Annotated in this window: 14 protein-coding genes; 11 read left to right on the plus strand and 3 right to left on the minus strand. The window is 72.5% G+C overall.

Annotation, left to right across the window (positions count from 1 at the left end):
* Nucleotides 1-347 precede the first annotated feature (347 nt).
* From IPT68_RS23050 to IPT68_RS23065, 4 genes are all read left to right on the plus strand, one after another.
* Entirely contained in the window at nucleotides 348-2,720 is a 2,373-nt protein-coding gene (locus IPT68_RS23050; protein WP_189696274.1) for an ATP-binding protein, read from the plus strand.
* Between the two features lie 116 nt (nucleotides 2,721-2,836).
* The gene (locus IPT68_RS23055; protein ID WP_189696275.1) at nucleotides 2,837-3,745 is read left to right on the plus strand and encodes an MEDS domain-containing protein; all 909 of its coding nucleotides are present in this window, start codon (nucleotides 2,837-2,839) and stop codon (nucleotides 3,743-3,745) included.
* 88 nt (nucleotides 3,746-3,833) lie between these two features.
* Entirely contained in the window at nucleotides 3,834-4,328 is a 495-nt protein-coding gene (locus IPT68_RS23060) for an ATP-binding protein (RefSeq protein ID WP_189696276.1), read from the plus strand.
* Nucleotides 4,329-4,433: 105 nt separating this feature from the next.
* Nucleotides 4,434-5,768: an Nramp family divalent metal transporter gene (locus tag IPT68_RS23065; RefSeq protein ID WP_189696277.1), complete on the plus strand. Its 1,335-nt coding sequence runs from the start codon at nucleotides 4,434-4,436 to the stop codon at nucleotides 5,766-5,768.
* A gap of 45 nt (nucleotides 5,769-5,813) precedes the next feature.
* Here the strand turns inward: IPT68_RS23065 and IPT68_RS23070 are convergent, their stop codons facing one another.
* Together IPT68_RS23070 and IPT68_RS23075 are read right to left on the minus strand one after the other, a co-directional pair.
* On the minus strand, nucleotides 5,814-7,085 hold the full coding sequence (locus IPT68_RS23070) for a hypothetical protein (protein ID WP_189696278.1): 1,272 nt from the start codon (nucleotides 7,083-7,085) through the stop codon (nucleotides 5,814-5,816).
* A 104-nt stretch (nucleotides 7,086-7,189) separates the two neighbouring features.
* Nucleotides 7,190-7,693, minus strand: coding sequence for a SigE family RNA polymerase sigma factor (locus tag IPT68_RS23075; RefSeq protein WP_189696279.1), 504 nt, complete (start codon nucleotides 7,691-7,693; stop codon nucleotides 7,190-7,192).
* Between the two features lie 213 nt (nucleotides 7,694-7,906).
* On the opposite strand from IPT68_RS23075, the gene IPT68_RS23080 reads away from it, so the two are divergent.
* Nucleotides 7,907-8,044, plus strand: coding sequence for a RidA family protein (locus IPT68_RS23080; RefSeq protein ID WP_189696280.1), 138 nt, complete (start codon nucleotides 7,907-7,909; stop codon nucleotides 8,042-8,044).
* A gap of 140 nt (nucleotides 8,045-8,184) precedes the next feature.
* Here the strand turns inward: IPT68_RS23080 and IPT68_RS23085 are convergent, their stop codons facing one another.
* Nucleotides 8,185-9,876: a chitinase gene (locus IPT68_RS23085; RefSeq protein WP_189696281.1), complete on the minus strand. Its 1,692-nt coding sequence runs from the start codon at nucleotides 9,874-9,876 to the stop codon at nucleotides 8,185-8,187.
* Between the two features lie 370 nt (nucleotides 9,877-10,246).
* On the opposite strand from IPT68_RS23085, the gene IPT68_RS23090 reads away from it, so the two are divergent.
* The 6 genes from IPT68_RS23090 (at nucleotide 10,247) to IPT68_RS23115 (ending at nucleotide 15,164) form a co-directional block, all read left to right on the plus strand.
* Complete coding sequence (locus IPT68_RS23090; protein ID WP_228040598.1) at nucleotides 10,247-11,062, plus strand: hypothetical protein; 816 nt, start codon at nucleotides 10,247-10,249, stop codon at nucleotides 11,060-11,062.
* 63 nt (nucleotides 11,063-11,125) lie between these two features.
* Nucleotides 11,126-11,833, plus strand: a complete 708-nt coding sequence (gene cpaB, locus IPT68_RS23095; protein ID WP_189696283.1) for a Flp pilus assembly protein CpaB — start codon at nucleotides 11,126-11,128, stop codon at nucleotides 11,831-11,833.
* Between the two features lie 6 nt (nucleotides 11,834-11,839).
* Nucleotides 11,840-13,087 (plus strand): AAA family ATPase, encoded by a 1,248-nt coding sequence (locus IPT68_RS23100; protein ID WP_189696284.1) that lies wholly within the window; start codon nucleotides 11,840-11,842, stop codon nucleotides 13,085-13,087.
* The gene (locus tag IPT68_RS23105) at nucleotides 13,084-13,467 is read left to right on the plus strand and encodes a TadE/TadG family type IV pilus assembly protein (RefSeq protein WP_189696285.1); all 384 of its coding nucleotides are present in this window, start codon (nucleotides 13,084-13,086) and stop codon (nucleotides 13,465-13,467) included. The genes IPT68_RS23100 and IPT68_RS23105 overlap by 4 nt, the downstream gene beginning before the upstream one ends.
* A gap of 1 nt (nucleotide 13,468) precedes the next feature.
* Nucleotides 13,469-13,813 carry a TadE/TadG family type IV pilus assembly protein gene (locus IPT68_RS23110; RefSeq protein WP_189696286.1) on the plus strand — a complete coding sequence of 115 codons (345 nt, stop codon included), beginning with the start codon at nucleotides 13,469-13,471 and terminating at the stop codon, nucleotides 13,811-13,813.
* A 13-nt stretch (nucleotides 13,814-13,826) separates the two neighbouring features.
* Nucleotides 13,827-15,164, plus strand: coding sequence for a CpaF family protein (locus IPT68_RS23115; protein ID WP_189696287.1), 1,338 nt, complete (start codon nucleotides 13,827-13,829; stop codon nucleotides 15,162-15,164).
* Nucleotides 15,165-15,178: the final 14 nt, after the last annotated feature.

Here is a 15,178-nt window from a genome sequence, read left to right on the forward strand (position 1 = left end):
CTCCTCGGTTCTCCGGGAATTCCGGGGTCTCCGGAAGTGGGGAGTGGAGCTGTGGGGGTGGTTCTTCCGTGCGACGTACGACGTTCTGGTGCGGGTGTGGCGCTCATCGTGAGTGTCTGGCATGACCAGGTCAAGAGGGCCCGCCAACTGGCAGCCGGGACAGGCGGAAAACGGCCGCCGCGGCAGCCGGACGAGGGCCGCGCAGTGTACGCGGGCCGCCCCCGCCGGAATGGGTCCCCGGCAAATACCACCCGCCGGTGTGAGCGGCGCGTGCATATATGTACGCGTCCGGGAAGAGTGGGATTTCGCGCACACGACCCCGACCACCCTCCAAGGACTGGCTGATCATGGGCGGATCAGCGCCACGACGGGACAGCCGGCTGCCGGTCGAGACGACCAGCTTCGTCGACCGGCGGGCAGAACTGGCCGAAGGCCGCGAACTGTTGGCCCGGGCCCGTCTGGTCACGCTCACCGGACCCGGCGGCGTCGGCAAGACCCGGCTCGCCGGACGCATCGCGGCCCGCGTCGCCCGCGCCTTCCCCGACGGAGTGCGCTTCGTCCACCTCTCCGGCCTGCACGACCCCGCGCTGGTGCCGGTCGCCGCCGCGGACGCCCTCGGCCTGTACGACCACTCCGCACAGCCCCCGCTCGACGCTTTGGTGACGCAGGTACGGGACCGCCGACTGCTGCTCGTCGTCGACAACTGCGAGCATCTGCTGGAAGCCTGCACCGAGTTGGCGGCGGCACTGCTGCACGGCACCACCGGCGTCCGGGTGCTCGCCACCAGCCGGCACCGGCTCGGGCTCACCGAGGAACACCTCCTGGAGGTACGGCCGCTGCCCGTGCCCGACCCGGACGGCGAGGCGTCCGCCGCCGAACCCGGCCCGGCACTCGCCCTGTTCGCCGACCGGGCCGCCGCCGTCGTCCCCGGCTTCCGCCTCACGCCCGCCAACCGGTCCGCCGTGGCCCGGCTGTGCCGGCGCCTCGACGGACTGCCGCTCGCCATCGAACTCGCGGCCGTGCGCCTGCGCGTGCTCTCCGTCGAGCAGCTCCTGGAACGCCTCGACGACCGCTACCGCCTGCTGTCCACCGGCAGCCCCGCGGTCCTGCCCCGGTACCGGACGCTGCGCGCCGCCGTCGACTGGAGTCACGACCTGTGCACCGAGAGGGAGCAGGTCGTGTGGGCCCGGCTGTCGGTGCTGGCCGGGAGCTTCGACCTGGAGACGGCGGAGGCGGTCTGCGCCGACGGTGAGCGGGTCCGGTCGTACGACGTCCTTCAGGCCGTGGCCGGCCTGGTCGACAAATCCGTGCTGTGCCGCGAGCCCGGCCCCGACGGCGTGCGCTACCGCCTCCTGGACACCCTGCGCCACTACGGCCTGGACCGGCTCCGGCGGCACCCCGACGAGGAACGCGCCGCCCGGCGCCGCCAGCGGGACTGGATGCAGCAGCGGGCCGCCGCCTGCGAGGCGGCCTGGTTCGGCCCCGGCCAGCGCGAGATCGTGGCCCGCCTGCGCGCCGACCAGGACAACCTGCGCGCGGCCCTGGCGTTCGGCCTGCCCGAGCCCGACGCGTCGCCGACCGGGGCGCATTCCGGCGCCCCTGCCCCCGCCGACGCGCTGGCCAGCCTCCGTCTCGCCGGCACGCTCTGGTTCTACTGGCATGCCTGCGGTGCCCCCCGAGAGGGCCGTTACTGGCTCGACCGCGCCCTCGACGCCAGCCCCGAACCCACGGCCGAGCGCGCCCGCGGCCTGTGGGTGGCCGGGCTGCTGGCGGGGTGCCCGGAGGACCTCACCCGGGGCCGCCGACGGGCCGAGGAGGCGCGGGCGCTGGCCCGGCGGCTCGGGGTGGAGGCCGAGGCGGCGCACGCCGAGTACGTGATCGGCGTCATCCTGCTGTTCAGCGACGACCTGCGGGCCGCCCTCGCCCACTTCCGGGCCGGTGTCGCCCGCGGACGCGTCCCCGGCCGGCACCTCAGCCTCGTCGGCCTCGACCGCGTCGAACTCGCTTGCGCCCTCGGCTTCCTGGGTGAGGCCGACGAGGCCATCGCGGTCTGCGAGGAGGCCCGCGCGCTGTGCGAACGGCACGGCGAGGAGTGGGTGCTGTCGTACGTCCACCGGATGCTCGCCCTGGCCCACACCGTGCGCGACGACGGCCACCGCGCCGAACGGCACGCCCGCGAGGCCCTGCGGCTGAAACTCGCCGTCAACGACGTCACCGGCATCGGCCTCACCCTTGATCTGCTGGCCCAGATCGTCGGCCGGAGCGGCGCCCCCGAGCGCGCGGCCGTCCTGCTCGGCGGCGCCGACCGGATCTGGGCCGACGTCGACCGCGACCGCTGGGGCTCCGCCGCCCTCGACAGCACCCGGCGCGGCACCGAGACCCGGGCCCGCGAGGCGCTCGGCGGCGCCGCCTACGACCGGGCGTACGCGCACGGCGCGACCCTCGGCCTCACCGGCATCGTCGGCCACGCGCTGGACGAGCGGCCCGAACAGCGCGGTCCCGGCGAACCGGCCGTCGAACGCGCCCATCGCGGGGTCCGGCTGACCCGCCGTGAGACACAGGTCGCCGAACTGGTCGCCGAGGGCCTCGCCAACCAGCAGATCGCCGATCGCCTGGTGATCGCCCGCCGCACCGCCGAGGGCCACGTCGAACGCATCCTCAGCAAGCTCGGCTTCAGCAACCGCAGTCAGATCGCGGCCTGGGTCACCGCCCAGCGCTGATCACCGCACCACCGCCCGACCCGCACCACCGCCCGACCCACCGCCGACTCCACTCGACCTGACCCACACCCACCCCACCCCGCCCCGCCCGATCCGATCCGACCGACAGGAACCCCATGCCCACCTCATCAGCACGTGCCCAAGGCACCTTCGACCACCGCATGGCCGTCTTCGCCACCGACGAGGAGTTCGTCGCGGCCGCCCTGCCCTTCCTCGCCGAGGGCCTCGCGGCCCCCGACGAGCCGCCGCCCGTCGCCATCGCCGCCCCCGGCAAGCTCGACCTGCTGCGCGAGGCCCTCGGCGGCGACGCCCGGCGCGTCGGCTTCGTCCCGCACACCGAGTGGTACTCCGGCTCGGCCGCCAACGCTGTGGCGCAGGGCGCCGGTTATCTCGCCGCGCACGCCGGCCACCAGGGCCGTGTCCACCTGCTGATGGAGCCCGACTGGGCCGGCCGTGCCGGACGCTCCGCGCGCGAGAGCAGCGAGTGGATCCGCTACGAGGCCTTCGCCAACCTCCTCTTCGCCCCGCTCGCGACCACCGCCCTGTGCGCGTACGACACCCGCACCGCGGGCCCCGCCGTGATCGCCGCCGCTCGCCGCACCCACCCCGGCACCGGCGTCTACGAGGACCCGCTGCGCATCGCCGCCGAACTGGACGCCGTACCGCTGCCGCCGCCCCCGCGCGACGCGCGCCCGCTGCCCGCGCCCGAACCCCACGCCGTCCGCACCTGGGCCACCGGCCAGGGCCTGCCCGCCGCCGACGCGGAGCTGTTCGCCGCGGCCGTGTCCGAGGCGGCGGCCGTGCTCGACCCCGTCGGCCACGTCCTGCTGTGGGGCGAGGCGCCCGGCTGCGTCTGCGAACTGCGCTCGCCGCGCCGCGTCGACGACCCGCTCGCCGGATTCGTGCCGCCGCCCGCCGCCGAACCGGCTGTGGGGCAGGGGCTGTGGTTCGCGCGGCAGGTGTGCGCGTACGTCGACGTACGCGACGACGAGGCGGGCGCGGTCGTACGCCTGCAGTACACGTGACCCGATCCGTATGCGCATCCCCGCGCAGGTAGGGAAACAGGTAGTCCTCCCCATGTGCCCCGGACCGGACACGCATCACCCTGAGGGCATGCTGCAACTCTCCGGGGAAGGCCACCCGGAACCCGGTCCCCGGTACGGCGCCTACCCCCAACCACCCCTAGGAGCGGGCCATTCGAGCGTCGAGTACGACCCGCGACCGTCCGCCGTCCGCGAGGCCCGGGCCGAGGTCCGGCGCCGGCTGGAGGGCTGGGGGCTGGCCGACCGGGACGGCGCCGGTGACGACCTGGTGTCCACCGCGGAGCTGCTGGTCAGCGAACTGGCCACCAACGCCCTGCTGCACGCCGCGAGCCGCTTCCGGCTCACACTGACCGCCGCCCACGGCGTCCTGCGCTGCGAGGTCTCCGACGGCGGCCGGCGGGTTCCGCAGGTGCTCGACGCGGGCAGCTCGCAGAGCGGCCGGGGGATGTTCCTGGTGGAGGCGCTCGCCCGGCGCTGGGGCTGCCACCAGGACGGGCCGGGCAAGACCGTCTGGTTCGAGCTCGGCACCTGCGCGTGCGAGGGCTGCGGTCGGCGACAGCCGTGACGCGCCCGTCGCGGCGTCCGTCCCGCTGCCCGCCGCCGAGCACATCGGGTGAAGATCCCGCACGCCCTCTTGTCGGACCGCCGCCCATGGGCTTACTTGACCCTCATGGCGGACACCACGGGAAACACCAGTGACACCGGGGCGACACCGGCACCCGGTCCGAACTCCACCACGACTCCCCGTAAAGCCAGTTGGAAGTACATCGGCCCCGGCATCGTCGTCGCGGCGACCGGCGTCGGGGCCGGCGACCTGGTGGCGACGCTGATCGCGGGCAGCAAATTCGGCTACACCCTCCTGTGGGCCGCCGTCATCGGCTGCCTGGTGAAGATCTCCCTCGCCGAGGCGGCCGGCCGGTGGCATCTGTCCACGGGCCGCACCCTCTTCGACGGCTGGGCTAGCCTCGGCCGCTGGACCACGTACTTCTTCGTCGTCTACGTCGTGATCTGGGGCTTCGTGTACGGCGCGGCGGCGATGTCGTCGAGCGCGCTGCCGTTGCAGGCGCTGTTCCCCGACGTGATGGACCTGGAGTGGTGGGGCATCGCCTGTGGTGTGGTGGGCCTCGTCTTCGTCTGGTTCAACAAGTACGCCGTCTTCGAGAAGGTCATGACGGTCCTGGTCGGCGTCATGTTCGTGGTGACGGTGTACCTGGCGATCCGCGTCACCCCCAACATCCCGGACGCGCTCGCCGGACTCCTGCCCGTCCTGCCCGACGAGAAGGACTCGGTCCTCAACACCCTCGGCCTGATCGGTGGCGTGGGCGGCACCATCACGCTGGCCGCGTACGGCTACTGGGTCAACGCCAAGGGCTGGACCGACACCGGCTGGATGAAGGTCATGCGGCTGGACAACCGGGTCGCCTACGCCACCACGGGCATCTTCGTCGTCGCGATGCTCTTCGTCGGCGCCGAACTGCTGCACGCCCGCGAGATCTCCCTCGAGAGCGGCGACAAGGGCCTGATCCAGCTGGGCGACGTCCTGGCGGCCGAGTACGGCACGGCCACCGCGAAGTTCTTCCTGATCGGCTTCTTCGCCACCTCCTTCACCTCCCTGATCGGCGTCTGGCACGGCGTGAGCCTGATGTTCGCCGACTTCGTGGCCCGCTACCGCAAGCGGGAGCGGACCACGGGCGAGGAGGTCGCCTCGGGGGAGCGGGAACGGTCGTGGCCGTTCCGCGCGTACCTGCTGTGGCTGACGTTCCCGCCCATGGTCCTGCTCTTCGAGGGCCAGCCGTTCCGGCTGGTCATCATCTACGGCGTGCTCGGCGCGGCGTTCCTGCCGTTCCTCGCCGGCACGCTGATCTGGCTGCTCAACACCGACCGCACGCCGAGGCAGTGGCGCAACGGGTGGGTGAGCAACGGGATGCTCGTCGTCGCGGGGCTGCTGTTCCTGGTGCTGTGCGTGAAGCAGATCTGGGACCAGCCGTGGTCGGAGTTCTTCTAGCGCACACGAAGGCGGCGTCGGCTGTCGGTCGAGCGGGGTCGGCGGTCAGTCGAGCAAGGTCGGCCACATGGGGTCGAGAGCGAGCTCGCGGAGTTGCCCGAGGGTCAGGGCGGGCGCTTCGCGGGTCGCGGCCGTGTGCTGGGAGCCGGAGTTGAAGGCGCTGATCACGACCCGGAGACCGTCGGTGCGCAGGGTGTCGGCGGTCCACATCACGACCCCTTCGCCGCCCTTCTCGCCCGGTGTCTTCCGCGTGCTGACCAGCGTGCCGTCGGGCAGCGTCCCGGCCCCGGTGAAGAGTTCGCCGGCGACGTCCCCCATGCGCGGCTGCACGTTGATCTGGACCAGGCTCTGTCCCCGGCCGTCGTCGACGACGACGTAGCCGAAGTCGCCCTCGCCGCCCTTGCTCACCACCTCGGCCTTCTTCGGCAGGAGCGTGACGAGGGTGTCCACGGCGGATCCGTTGAACGTCGCCGCAGGGGCGGAGGGCTGCGTGGTGGTTTCCGGCTTGTTCGGGTCCCCCGCCTCGGCTGGGACGAGCGCCCGCCACTGCGAGGCGGTGGCGACCTTGCGCAACTCCTGCAGCGACAACGGGGGTTCCGGCCGGGTGACCGGCGCGTCCTTCTCGGCCTCGGCGTTCCACTCGCTCACGCTGATCTGCTCGCCCTCGGGGGTGACGAGTTCCGCCCGCCACAGCCTCGTGTCCACGCGTCGGTCCGGATACTCGTACCCCTGGAAGAGCATGAGCACCGAGCCGTCGGACAGCCGGCTGCTGGTGCAACTGTCGTGCGGGACGTAGACCTTGTCGGGGCAGGCGATGGCCTCGCGGGCCGTCCGGCTGCCCGGCTCGACCCGGTTCAGCGAGACGGCGATCGCGCCGCCGCCCTCGCCGTCGTCGTAGACGAGCCGCACGGACGGCGTCGCCACGCCGCCCCCTCCGCTCCCCTCCGCGCCGCTGACCGCCCCTTCGGGGAGCAGCTGCCGCAACGTGGCGATCATGCGCTCGGCGGACACGGCCCGCGTCGCGGCCGAGGTGGCGGGAGCCGAGGTCCTGGGCCCGGAGCCGACGGCCTGCTGTTCGCGGGCGTCCCCGCCGCTGCCGCTCCCCGGGAGGACCAGCGCTCCGGCGATGCCCACGAGCGCGATGCTCGCCGCGCCGCCGGCCACCGCGGCCCGCCGGCGCAGCCGCAGCGTGCGCCCGCGGTGGTGGCCCGCGGCGATCAGGGCGGGACGGTCGGTGTCGAAGGTGTCCCCGGTCTGCCGCAGGGCGGCGCCGAGCCGGTCCTCGAAGGGGTCGTTTTCCTGGTGCGCTGTGGGCATGGCGAATCACCGTCTCGTGAGGGTGGGTCGTGAAGTGACGTGAGGTGAGGCGAGGTCGGGCGAGGAGCGGGAGGTGAGGGGGGTTGGGGGTCGGCGCCCGGGGGTCAGGTCGTCGCGTACTCGCTCAGGTCCTCGCCCAGCAGCTCCCGCAGGCGGGCCAGGGCGCGGGAGCACCGGGTGCGTACGGCGGCCGAGCTGGTGTTCAGCACGTCGGCCGTCTCCTGGATGCTGCGGTCCTCCCAGTAGCGCAGCACGACGACCGCCCGGTCCTTGGCGGGCAGCCGGGCGAGCGCCTCCAGCAGCGTCAGCCGCAGGGTGGTGTCCGCGCCGGCGGCGGCCGTCTCCGGCAGCACGTCGGTGGTCCGCTCACTGCTGCTGCGCCGCCGCTTCTGGGCGAGGAAGGTGCGGGTGAGGACGGTCTGCGCGTACGCCGCCGGGTTGTCGGCGCGGCTGACGCGCCCCCATCTCAGGTACAGCCGACCGAGGGTCTCCTGCACCAGGTCCTCGGCGAGATGCGTGTCACCGGCGGTGAGCAGACAGGCCGCCCGGTAGAGGTGCCCCGCGCGCGCCGCGGCGAACTCCGCGTACTCGTCCCCGCGGACCTGCATGTTCCTGTCCCCCCGTCGTCGGCGCTCCTCACCTCATTGATGCGGTGGGCCCGGGGAAATGTTTCACGGCTCCGCGGGAGCGTGGCGTCCGGCGGCGTGCGGAAACCGATGACACGGCCAGGGCCCACGGGGAACTCACACCCCACCTGAACGCCGGGCCCGCTCGGCTGCCCCAATATCGACCTCAAGACACGCGAGGTCGTACCGGTCCCCATGGGCACCTCACCCGCCAGGCCCCCGCTGCTCGCCAACGCCGCCCGCCCGGCCCGCGTGTCGGTGGAGGTCGCCTCGCTGCCCGTCGCGGGCTGGCTGGTCGAGGTCGAGGTCACCGCGGCGTACAAGAAACGCTGACCGGTGACGTCCGGCTGAGAAACGTACGGGGCGGGGTCCGGCGCCCGCCCCGTGCCCGGTCGCGCCCTGGCGATGCGGTCGAAGCGGGCCTGCGCCGGCCGCGTCCACACACCCGCGGCCGGCGCCCGGTACGCCGAGGGCTACGGCAGCGCGTCCACGTGCGGGCCCACCGCGTTGGACCACGCGTTGCCGCTCGCCGCGTCCCAGTTCGTCGACCACGTCATCGCCCCGCGCAGGTCGGGGTAGGTCCGTGGCGGCTTGAACGAGCCGCAGTTCGTCGCGCGGGTCAGGCAGTCCAGCGCGCTGTTCACCACCGTCGGTGCGACGTAACCGCCGCCCGCCGCCCGTGTGGAGGCGGGGACGCCGAGGCCCACCTGGGACGGGGCGAGGCCGTTCTCCAGCTGGATGCAGGCCAGGGCCGTCAGGAAGTCCACCGAGCCCTGGCTGTAGACCTTGCCGTCGCAGCCGAGCATCGAACCGCTGTTGTAGTACTGCATGTTGACGACCGTGAGGATGTCCTTCACGTTCAGCGCCGTCCGGAAGTAGGAGTTCGAGGTCGACTGCATGTCGATCGTCTGCGGTGCCATGGTGAGGACCATCGACGGGCCCGCCTTCGCGGCCAGTGAGCGCAGCGCCTGCGTCATGTACGTCGCGTTCAGGCCGTTCTCCAGGTCGATGTCGACGCCGTCGAAGCCGTACGTCTGCATCAGCGAGTACACCGAGTTCGCGAAGTTCGTCGCCGAGGCGGAGTCGTTCACCGCGACCCGGCCCAGCTCACCGCCCACCGAGATGATCACCTTCTTGCCCGCGGCCTGCTTCGCCCGCAGGTCGGCCTTGAACTGGTCCACCGTGTAGCCGCCCAGCCCCGCCGAGTCCAGGTTGAACGTCACGGCGCCCGGCGTCGCCGTCGCGTCCGCGAACGCGACCGCGATGATGTCGTAGTGGGCCGGCACGTCCGACAGTCGCTGCACGGTCGCGCCGTTGTTGAAGTTCTGCCAGTAGCCGGTGACCGCGTGCCGGGGGACGTCCGAGCCGCCGCCCGTGGGCGCCGTCGTGCCCGTCACCGAGGCCGACTTCGGCGACTCGCCCGCCGCGTTGGTCGCCGTGACCTGGAAGGTGTACGACGTCGACGCCGCGAGCCCGGTCACGGTCGCCGACGTGCCGGTCACGGCCGTCACCCTCGTGCCGTTGCGGTAGACGTTGTAGCCCGTCGCGCCCGAGACCGCGTTCCAGGACAGGGACACCGAGGACGACGTCGTACCGGAGACGGCGACGCCCGTCGGCGCGCCCGGGACGGTCGGGGCCGGGTCACCGCCGCCGCCACCGTCGGGGCCGAACACCGAGACGTCGTCCGCGTAGTACGCCGCCTGGCCGTACCAGCCGTGCGTGTAGATCGTCACCGAGCGCGTCGAGGAGCCCGTGGTGAAGGTCGTCGACAGCTCCTTCCAGGAGGACGAGTCGGGGGTCCACGTCGACACGTCCGTCGTGCCGGTGCCCGTCGCGCCCAGGTACGCGTAGCCGCCCTGCACCCACGCGCTGAGCCGGTACGTCGAGTTGGGCTGCACCGCCACGGTCTGCGTGCAGCGCGCGTTGTCCTGCCCGGCCGGCGTCGCCTTCAGCGCGGACGAGCCGCCGTGCACCGGCGAGGCGACCGTCGTGCCGCTGCCGGCGGAGCAGGTCCAGTTGGTCAGGCCGGACTCGAAGCCGGCGTTCTTGGCGTTGTTGATGTCCGCGGCGGATGCCTGGCCGGTCGCCGACAGGGTGAGCGCGAGTGCGGCGGTCACCGCTCCCGACCAGATGCGGGTACGTCTGCGTCCGCGTGCACGGTCCACTGGGGCCTCCGGTGGGGGAGTGGGGCCCTCGATGCCGAGGGGCGCCGAGGGAACGACGAGGGACGACGGTGGCCACCGCTGGACCCAAGAGTTGGTCCAGACCAATTCCGCTGTCAAGGGGTCGGTACCGCGCACTCTTTTGGGTTCGGTCGGGATGCTCCCCCTGCCCCGATTTGACGTGTCTTGTGCAAGAAGAGTTGCTGTCCGGCTACGGAAACGCTGTTCTCCGGTCATCGAGGCGTGGATACAGTGCTGAGGTAGTCACGCAGTGAAGTCGTCCCGGTGCACGAGAGTTGCGCCGGCGGGCCGGACTTGGGTGGGAAACGGGGAGCTGCGCGTGCCAACAGCCATTGCCGTGACCAGCGCCGACATGGCGCTGCCACCACAGGACGAACGCACCCTGCCCGCCGTCGTCCTGCGCGACGTGGACAAACGCCCGCTGGACCACGCGCTGACCGAGATGCAGGGCCTGATCGAGGCGCACGGACATGTGATCGTCGTGTACTCGCGGGCCGTCCCGGCCGCGGTGGAACGGCGGCTGCACACCGTCCGGTCCCTCCTGGAGAGCGACCGGATCGCCCTGTTCCGCCCGGAACTGCCACCGCTCGGACTCGCCGCCCTGACCCGCCAGTTGAGACAGCTCGCCTCCTGCGACCTCAGCCCGGGCGTCCTCGCCTCGGCGGGGCGGCTGCTCACCCACTACGTTCACGCCGGGGCCCTCCTCGGCTCCGTCGCCCGCCTCGACCGCGTCCCCGTCGGTCTCACCTCGCACGCCAAGTCCTGGGTCCCGGGCAGCCAGTTCGGGGTGATCGCCCATCCCGAGCCGCAGCTGGTCCGGATCGGCCCCGAAGCGCGGCTCGCCGGACCGGAGTTCGGCACCTGGATGCTGCTCGCCCGGGGGCAGCTCCAGTCCGACTGGGTCAGCGCCACGCTCGCCCCGTCCTGGCGGGTGCAGGGCCTGCGCGAGGCCCCGCTGCCCGCCGAGTCCGCCGACTGGTGGGGGACCGGCAAGCTCGTCGAGTTCTGCACCTACCTGCCCGACCTGTCGGTGCTCTACCAGCTGGTCGGCTCGGTACGCCGGAGCAGTTGCCACTGGTGCGGCATCGACGTCATCGGCGACCGCTGCGTGTTCTGCTCCGCGACCGCCCCGTCGTACGACAACCGGCTCCAGCTCCCGGCGGGGTGACCCGCTGCCCCGACCGGACCCCAGACCCGTTCGACCCCACCCCCCAACGAGGTTGCACGCTTCATGAACTCCCGTCAGCGCCGCGGCGTCATACTCCTGCTCCTGTCCGTCCTGTGCGCCCTCGGCGCGTTCGCGGGCGTGCTCTCCGTCGTCAACGACGTGCAGTCCAAGGTCGGCCCCGAGGTCACCGCGTACCGGCTGAAGGGCAACGTGGCGCCCTACACCGTCCTGACCCCGGACACGTTCGAGCGGATCGAGATGCCCGAGCGCTGGCTGTCGGAGAACGCGGTCACCGACCTGCGGCAGATCGAGGGCAAGATCGCCGTCACGACGCTGCGCAAGGGCTCCCTGCTGCAGAGCGACATGATCGTCGACCAGCCCGCCCTGCGACCCGGGCAGCAGGAGGTCGCCATCATGATCGACGCGGCGACCGGTGTGGCCGGCAAGATCACGCCGGGCTCCACGGTCAACGTGTACGCCACCTTCGCCGGTGAGCGGGAGGGCGACCCCGCCCAGTCGAAGATCATCGTGACGAACGCCCGGGTGATCGACGTCGGCAGGCTCACCTCCCTGGAACCGGACGCGGACGACCGCAGCCGGCGCGCCACCGAAGCCGTGCCCATCACCTTCGCGCTGTCGACCATCGACGCCCAGCGCATCACCTACGCCGAGTCGTTCGCCGAGCGCGTCCGGCTCGCCCTGGTCGCGCCCGGCAGCGACACCGCCGTCCCCGACGCGGACCGCACCTACGAACTCGCGAAGGACAAGTGAGGCCGCATGCCCACGAGGATCCTGCCGGCCGTCGGCGACGCGGACGCCGTCCGCTCGGTCACGACTCTGCTCAGCCAGCTCCCGGACGCCGAACCGGTCACCCCCGTCGTCGACTCCACCCAGCTCATCGACACCCTCGCGCGCCTGGCCGCCGAGTCCGTCGACGAACTGCCCGAGGTCGTCGTCGTCCACGAACGCATCGGCCCCGTACCGGCCCTGGAGCTGATCCGCGAAGTGGCGCTGCGCTTCCCGGCGGTGGGCGTCATCCTCGTCACCTCCGACGCGAGCCCCGGCCTCTTCCAGGCCGCCATGGACTGCGGCGCGCGCGGGCTGGTCGCGCTGCCGCTGTCCTATGAGGAACTGGCCAACCGCGTGCAGGCGGTCGCCCAGTGGTCGGTGGGGGTACGGCGGCATCTGGGCCACGGCGGTGACGCGTTCACCGGCGTCGGCGGCACCGTCGTCACGGTCAGCGGCGCCAAGGGCGGCGTCGGCGCGACGCTGACCGCCGTCCAGCTGGCGCTCGCCTCCCAGGCGTCGGGCCGCTCCACCGTGCTGGTCGACATGGACCTGCAGACCGGGGACGTCGCGTCCTACCTCGACGTCCAGTTCCGGCGGAGCGTCGCCGACCTCGCCGCCATCACCGACATCTCGCCGCGCGTCCTCGCCGACGCCGTCTTCCGGCACGACACGGGTCTCGCCCTGCTGCTCGCCCCCGGCGAGGGCGAACGCGGCGAGGAGGTCACCGACCGCGCCGCCCGGCAGATCGTCAGCGCCCTGCGCTCCCGGTACGAGACCGTGGTCGTCGACTGCGGCGCCCAGCTGAGCGGGGCCGGCGCGGCGGCGGTGGAGATGGCCGACACCGCCCTGCTGGTCACCACGCCGGACGTGGTCGCGGTCCGCGGCGCCAAGCGGACGGTGCGGATGTGGGACCGGCTGCAGATCCGCAAGGCCGAGGAGACCACCGTCGTCGTCAACCGGCACACGCGCGGTACGGAGATCCAGCCGCCGCTCATCCAGCGGATCACCGGCACGGCGGTCGCCGCGACCGCCGTGCCCGCCCACTTCAAGGAGCTCCAGGCCGTCGTGGACGCCGGGCGCGTCCACGAACTCGACCACAAGAGCGTGGTGAAGCAGGCCCTGTGGACGCTCGCGGGAGAGCTCGGGCTGGTCAAGGCGCCGGCGGGTGACCGCAAGGGCGGCCGGCTGCGCGGGGACCGCGGGTCGGTGGGCTTCCTGCGGCGGAGGGACGGATGAGGACCACACGCCGGGCCCGCGACCGGGGGCAGGTCACCATCGAGTTCCTCGGGATGACCCCGCTGATCATCCTGACGCTGGTGCTGCTGTGGCAGTTCGTGCTCGTGGGGTACACCTACACGCTCGCGGGGAACGCTGCCGACGAGGCGGTACGGGCGGGCACCGCGGCTCAGGACCGTCAGGGGGCCTGCCAGGAGGCGGGCGTACGGCATCTGCCGTCCGCGTGGGAGGGGGGTGCCGAGGTGTCCTGCGGCGAGAGCGGCGGCCTGGTCACGGCCGAGGTGCGTCTGAAGGTGCCGGTGCTCTTCCCCGGCTCGGTCGGCTTCCCGTTCCCGGGTGTCGTCGGCCACGCGGGGGCCGTGGTGGAGGAGACGGACTGAGATGACGTACCGGCGCAACGACCGTGGGCAAGTGGCCATCGAGTACCTCGGCTTCATCCCGGTCCTGGTCCTCGTCGCCCTGGCCGCGGTGCAGATCGGCCTGATCGCGTACACCGCGCAGCAGGCCGGCACGGCCGCCCGCACCGGCGCGCGCAGCGCCTCGCTCGACGGGCCGTACGCGCAGGACTGCGACAGCGCGGTCAGTTCCTGGCTGGACGCCGTCTGCACGAAGGCGGACCTGGGCGACGAGGTGGAGGTCACCGCCACGATCGACATCCCGTCGATCGTCCCCGGCTGGGACTTCGGCCCCGCCCGCAAGACCGCCACCATGCCGATGGACCACTGAGCGGGGGTACGCGATGAGTCTGCGGGCACGGATCAACTCCCCCGAGGAGAACGGCGGCCGGGGCGAGGACGGGCATCTCGTCGCCTCGTACCGGGCCAAACTCCTGGAGGAGATCGACCTCGCGGAGATGAGCTCGCTCGCGGCGGCCGAGCGCAGGGCGCGGCTGGAGCGGGTGCTGGGCCACATCATCAGCCGTGAGGGCCCGGTGCTGTCGACCGTCGAGCGCGCGCAGCTGATCCGCCGGGTCGTCGACGAGGCGCTCGGCCTGGGCATCCTGGAGCCCCTGCTGGAAGACGCGTCGATCACCGAGATCATGGTGAACGGGCCGGACGCCATCTTCGTGGAGCGCGGCGGACGCGTGGAGCAACTGCCGCTGCGCTTCGCCTCCAACGACCAGCTGATGCAGACCATCGAGCGGATCGTCTCCACGGTCAACCGCCGTGTGGACGAGTCCAACCCGATGGTCGACGCCCGTCTGCCGTCCGGCGAGCGCGTCAACGTCATCATCCCGCCGCTGTCGCTGACCGGCGCCACGCTCACCATCCGCCGCTTCCCGCGCTCCTTCACGCTCCAGGAGCTGATCCGGTTCGGCTCGCTGGACGAGCCGATGGTGTATCTGCTGGCGGGGCTGGTGCAGGCCCGGTTCAACATCATCGTCTCCGGCGCCACCGGCACCGGCAAGACGACGCTGCTGAACGCGCTGTCCGGGCTGATCCCCGAGAGCGAGCGGATCATCACCATCGAGGACTCGGCGGAACTCCAGCTCCAGCAGCACCACGTGGTCCGGCTGGAGTCACGGCCGCCCAACGTCGAGGGCCAGGGCCAGGTGACCATCCGCGACCTGGTCCGCAACTCGCTGCGCATGCGACCCGACCGGATCGTCGTCGGTGAGGTCCGTGGCGGTGAGTCGCTGGACATGCTCCAGGCGATGTCGACCGGCCACGACGGCTCGCTGGCCACTGTCCACGCCAACAGCGCGGAGGACGCGCTGATGCGGTTGCAGACCCTGGCGTCCATGTCCGACGTGGAGGTCCCCTTCGCCGCGCTGCACGACCAGATCAACAGCGCCGTCGACGTGATCGTGCAGCTCACCCGGTTCGCCGACGGCGCCCGGCGGGTCACCGAGGTGGCGCTGCTCGACAGCCACGGCGGCGAGCCGTACCGGCTGGCCACGGTCGCCCGCTTCAACGCCCGGCCGATGGCCGCCGACGGGCGGATCCACGGCAACTTCGAGTACTTCCCGCTGACCCGGCGCACCGCCGACCGCCTCTACATGGCGAGCCAGCCCATCCCGCCGGCCTTCGGCGTCGCCCGGTCCGCGGACCAGCTGGCCACCCGAGAAGCCCGGTAGGCAGGAGCCCACCC

Origin of the sequence: Streptomyces chromofuscus, from assembly GCF_015160875.1 — a bacterium.
GTDB lineage: Bacteria > Actinomycetota > Actinomycetes > Streptomycetales > Streptomycetaceae > Streptomyces > Streptomyces chromofuscus.

What these genes read in the sequence shown, in the direction of transcription:
- IPT68_RS23050 (WP_189696274.1), top strand. Translation starts at nt 348, where the DNA reads ATGGGCGGATCAGCGCCACGACGGGACAGCCGGCTGCCGGTCGAGACG.
- IPT68_RS23055 (WP_189696275.1), top strand. Translation starts at nt 2,837, where the DNA reads ATGCCCACCTCATCAGCACGTGCCCAAGGCACCTTCGACCACCGCATG.
- IPT68_RS23060 (WP_189696276.1), top strand. Translation starts at nt 3,834, where the DNA reads ATGCTGCAACTCTCCGGGGAAGGCCACCCGGAACCCGGTCCCCGGTAC.
- IPT68_RS23065 (WP_189696277.1), top strand. Translation starts at nt 4,434, where the DNA reads ATGGCGGACACCACGGGAAACACCAGTGACACCGGGGCGACACCGGCA.
- IPT68_RS23070 (WP_189696278.1), bottom strand. Translation starts at nt 7,085, where the DNA reads ATGCCCACAGCGCACCAGGAAAACGACCCCTTCGAGGACCGGCTCGGC.
- IPT68_RS23075 (WP_189696279.1), bottom strand. Translation starts at nt 7,693, where the DNA reads ATGCAGGTCCGCGGGGACGAGTACGCGGAGTTCGCCGCGGCGCGCGCG.
- IPT68_RS23080 (WP_189696280.1), top strand. Translation starts at nt 7,907, where the DNA reads ATGGGCACCTCACCCGCCAGGCCCCCGCTGCTCGCCAACGCCGCCCGC.
- IPT68_RS23090 (WP_228040598.1), top strand. Translation starts at nt 10,247, where the DNA reads ATGGCGCTGCCACCACAGGACGAACGCACCCTGCCCGCCGTCGTCCTG.
- cpaB (WP_189696283.1), top strand. Translation starts at nt 11,126, where the DNA reads ATGAACTCCCGTCAGCGCCGCGGCGTCATACTCCTGCTCCTGTCCGTC.
- IPT68_RS23100 (WP_189696284.1), top strand. Translation starts at nt 11,840, where the DNA reads ATGCCCACGAGGATCCTGCCGGCCGTCGGCGACGCGGACGCCGTCCGC.
- IPT68_RS23105 (WP_189696285.1), top strand. Translation starts at nt 13,084, where the DNA reads ATGAGGACCACACGCCGGGCCCGCGACCGGGGGCAGGTCACCATCGAG.
- IPT68_RS23110 (WP_189696286.1), top strand. Translation starts at nt 13,469, where the DNA reads ATGACGTACCGGCGCAACGACCGTGGGCAAGTGGCCATCGAGTACCTC.
- IPT68_RS23115 (WP_189696287.1), top strand. Translation starts at nt 13,827, where the DNA reads ATGAGTCTGCGGGCACGGATCAACTCCCCCGAGGAGAACGGCGGCCGG.